This is a genomic window from Nodosilinea sp. LEGE 07298, assembly GCF_015207265.1.
Lineage (GTDB): Bacteria > Cyanobacteriota > Cyanobacteriia > Phormidesmidales > Phormidesmidaceae > Nodosilinea.
The window spans coordinates 1-2,671 of sequence record NZ_JADEXE010000505.1; the positions used below are offsets into that span (position 1 = coordinate 1).

The window sequence follows — 2,671 nt, forward strand, 5'->3', positions numbered from 1 at the left end:
GGTCGTAGATCTGCTTTAGCTTGTGCTGCAGCATCTGGCGCAGGTTGCCGTCCTGCAAGAGTTCAGTGATGGTGGCCTGGCGCGACTGAATGCCTTTGACATCCAGCAGGGGTTGCAGCAGCCAGCGGCGCAGGGTGCGGCCACCCATCGCTGTCACCGTGCGATCGAGTGCCCAGAGCAGAGAGCCGTTGTAGGTGCCGTCGCGGGCGGTCTGGGTGATCTCTAAGTTGCGACGGGTCTGGTGATCGATCACCAGATAGGCCGCCAGGGTGTAGGTACAGAGAGGCTGGAGCGGTGCCTGGACGGTCTTCTGGGTTTCTTCGACGTAGTGCAGCAGGCCGCCCGCCGCCCGCACCGCCAGGGGCAAATGGTCGCAGCCCAAGCCTTCTAGCGATCGCAGCCGAAACCGCTGCAAGAGTCTCTGGCGGGCCTCGCTTTGGCTGTAAGGCCCCTGGGGCCGGAGAGTGTAGCAAAACTGGCGCGGCAGGCAATTCGGCAGCTGGTCGGAGGTATCCCCCGGCCTCAGCATCGCGCCCAAATTCGGCGCATCCACCGGAAACAGAACCTCGGCGGGCTGAAGCCGCAGCAGCTCCTGACAAAGCTGATCGAGATCTTCGCCCTGGGTGGTTAAGAACTCTCCGGTGGAGACATCGGCGTAGGACAGCCCCCAGTGATGCCCCGCCACCACCACCGAGGCCAAAAAGTTGTTCTGGCTGGCACTCAGCATGCCCTCTTCGATCACGGTGCCGGGGGTGATGACGCGGGTAACTTCGCGTTTTACCAATCCCTGAGCAACCGCTGGATCCTCAACCTGGTCGCAGATGGCGATCGCATAGCCCCGTTCCACCAGCAGGGTGCAGTAGCGATCGAGGGCGTGGTGGGGAATGCCCGCCAGGGGTACCCGACCAATCGCCTTGCCCGCGTCTTTGCTGGTCAGCACCAGTTCTAACTCGCGGGCGATCGCGATCGCATCCTGAAAAAAGGTCTCAAAGAAATCCCCCACCCGATACAGCACCAGGGCGTGGGGATACTGCTCCTTCATCTCCACGTAGTGGCGCATCATCGGGGTCAGCTCGTCCCAGTTGACCGAGCGGTGGTCGGCGTAGCGCACGGTATGTTTGGCCAGCCGCTCAGGAATGGGAGGTGGGCTATCGGCGGGGGAAGATGAACCGGACATAGAAATGTGTCAGATGTTACGCACCGTTAAGCTTCGTTGCATGGCCCGCAATGGGTACAGGGCCTATGTTAGCTTCGATATCGTTGCATACTTTCTCGATGTTTAATAGAAGAGAGGTTATTCCCGTGGCCCTGGCAGATAACGTAGCTCCAGCCCTGACCGAAACCCGCGAAGACTTTTCCGAATACGTCGCCCATCTACAGCTTCACATGGCGCTCCAGGCCCGCAACCTGGTGCCCTCCCTCAGCAATACTGGCGATAGCCGCAATAACCTGCTGCACCAGACCCAGGCCGACATCGAGAAATTTGTCTCCCGCCAGGGGTTCTAAACTCGTGCCTCAGGTCTAAGCACGCAGCATGAACGGCAAAATGCTACTTCAAAGCCCTGCTCAGGCTTTTGCCTGAGCAGGGCTAGCTTTAGAAGTATGGGCTTGGTCATACGCTCAACAATCACCCAAAAAGCGGGCAGCTACATAGCCGTCGATGGGGTCAGAAATAGGCAGCCAATCGTTCACTTCAGAACCGGTCGCGGTGACATTGGTGCCTGTGGGCAATGCCCCTACCCGAGCAGAGTAAACCGTGGGCTCAGCTCTCACATTCAGGCCGCTTCTAACAATCACCTGACGGCATACTCCAGAGGCATCGGCAACCGGGGCGTTGGCTACCGGGGTATCGATGCCTGGATCTGTCGCCGCAGAGTTGCAGTAGACCAAATAGCCAGCAGACACGTAGCCGTCGAAGGGTTCTGTGATGGGTACCCAACCGTTTTGGCCAGTATTTTCTAACGTGATCGTGCTACCGCCTGGCACCACGCCAATCACGTTAGCGGTCAAGGCAGGAGACTGCCGTACGTTCAGGCCATTAATGTTGGGGGTCACTCGTCGGCAGGTATTGGCCTGGGCCAGCAGAGAACTCGTTTGGGGCGAGCTAGCGGCAGTCTCAGCGCGGGCGATCGTCGCAACTGGTGCCGTACTTAGACCAAGGGTGACAAGCACGGCGTTGATCAGGGTAAATTTAGAATGATGTCCAAGCATTGTAGGTATGGCTCCTTATCCTTAATAGGGGTTCAGCTAAAGGTCAGCCTTCAGCCGCTCTTGCAGATCAGCGCTTAGAGCGTTAAATGCGCACTAATTGCAGCTAGGGCTTTGGTGGGCGAGGCCCAAAACCAGTTGTGAGCATTTACAGAACAACCTACTGAGGCCATGCTCACGAACAACGGCACTGTAGAAATAGGACCAAATTAGCTGGCAAACAACCACCCCCATAGGGCAGAAATGGCTCAAAGGGAAGGTTTTACGGTGAATTTTGCGCTGCGGTGGGCAATTTGCCTTAGCAAGCAGCCACTTGTCTCGCAGCCCCAAGCGGCGGAGATACGCCCTTGATGGTGGGGCGATCCACGCCTGCTAGAGGATTTTTTAGCTCAATAGGCTTGGCATATTAAAAGAATATTGCCGAATTCTACCCTCTGCATTTGCCTAGTCCTACCATCGAAAC

2 protein-coding genes and 1 pseudogene are annotated in these 2,671 nt (G+C 57.5%); 1 reads left to right on the forward strand and 2 read right to left on the reverse strand.

The genetic code is table 11. The features are described 5' to 3' along the window. Positions 1-1,177, reverse strand: a pseudogene (locus tag IQ273_RS32370) (DNA mismatch repair protein MutS); the annotation flags it as partial. Between the two features lie 125 nt (positions 1,178-1,302). On the opposite strand from IQ273_RS32370, the gene IQ273_RS32375 reads away from it, so the two are divergent. Then, entirely contained in the window at positions 1,303-1,506 is a 204-nt protein-coding gene (locus tag IQ273_RS32375) for a hypothetical protein (protein WP_313898331.1), read from the forward strand. Between the two features lie 114 nt (positions 1,507-1,620). Here IQ273_RS32375 and IQ273_RS32380 read toward each other — a convergent pair whose 3' ends face one another. After that, the gene (locus IQ273_RS32380) at positions 1,621-2,211 is read right to left on the reverse strand and encodes an SH3 domain-containing protein (protein ID WP_194027181.1); all 591 of its coding nucleotides are present in this window, start codon (positions 2,209-2,211) and stop codon (positions 1,621-1,623) included. Between the last annotated feature and the right edge of the window lie 460 nt (positions 2,212-2,671).